Annotated in this window: 1 protein-coding gene and 1 pseudogene; both read left to right on the top strand. The window is 66.2% G+C overall.

Annotation, left to right across the window (positions count from 1 at the left end; genetic code table 11):
* Positions 1-52 precede the first annotated feature (52 nt).
* Positions 53-687, top strand: a pseudogene (locus FG94_RS25765) (IS607 family transposase).
* A partial coding sequence (locus FG94_RS02690) for a helix-turn-helix domain-containing protein (RefSeq protein ID WP_036206748.1) occupies positions 659-840 on the top strand: 182 nt, incomplete at its 3' end. The pseudogene FG94_RS25765 and the gene FG94_RS02690, both read left to right, overlap by 29 nt.

The raw sequence follows: 840 nt of genomic DNA, 5'->3' as shown, positions 1-840 counted from the left end.
GGAGCTAGACCCTAGTCGAACTTAATGTGCACCCAAGTGTCGAATAATGATCATGGAAAGCACTTTAGCGATTGGACACGCAGCGAAGCTGCTGGGAATCACGGTCAAGACGCTACAGCGCTGGGAGCGTGAGGGACGACTGGTCCCGGCGGCGCGCACCGCCAGCAACCGACGTCGCTATACCGAGAGCCAGCTGCGCGCGTTCCTGCGCCTGCCGTCGCCCGATGCACCGCGGCGGATCGTCGCCTACTGCCGGGTGTCGAGCGCCGCCCAGCGCCCCGACCTCGCAAACCAGCGCCACACGCTCGAGCAGTTCACGGCCGCGCGCGGCCTGGCCGGGGTCGAGTATGTTGAGGAAGTCGGGGGGGGCTGAACTTCGGTCGCAAGCACTTCCTGGCCCTGATGGATGCGATCGGGCGCGGCGAGGTGGCGACGCTGGTGCTGGCCCACCGCGATCGGCTGACCCGCTTCGGCTTCGACTGGTTCGCGCATCACGCAGCCTTGCACGGCTGCGAACTGCTGGTGCTGAACCAGGAACGCCTGTCGCCCGAGCAGGAGATGGTGCAGGACCTGATGACGATCGTCTACTGCTTCTCGAGCCGCCTGTGCGGGCTGCGCAACTACCGCCGCCAGCTGCGCGCGGCGCTGGAGAGTCACGATGCTGCTGGCGCACCGGATCAGGATTGACCCCACGCTTGAACAACGCGGCTATTTCGCGCGCGCGGCCGGGACTGTGCGCCGGGTCTGGAACTGGGCGCTCGCCGAATGGCAGCGCCAGGCCGCCGCAGGCTGCAAGCCGAATGCGATGGCGCTCAAAAAGCAGTTCAACCGGATCAAGTA

This window comes from Massilia sp. LC238, assembly GCF_000735635.1.
GTDB classification, from domain to species: domain Bacteria; phylum Pseudomonadota; class Gammaproteobacteria; order Burkholderiales; family Burkholderiaceae_D; genus Telluria; species Telluria varians.
Note: the sequence above shows the minus strand (reverse complement) of the source record. Positions and strands in the feature narration are given on the sequence as shown.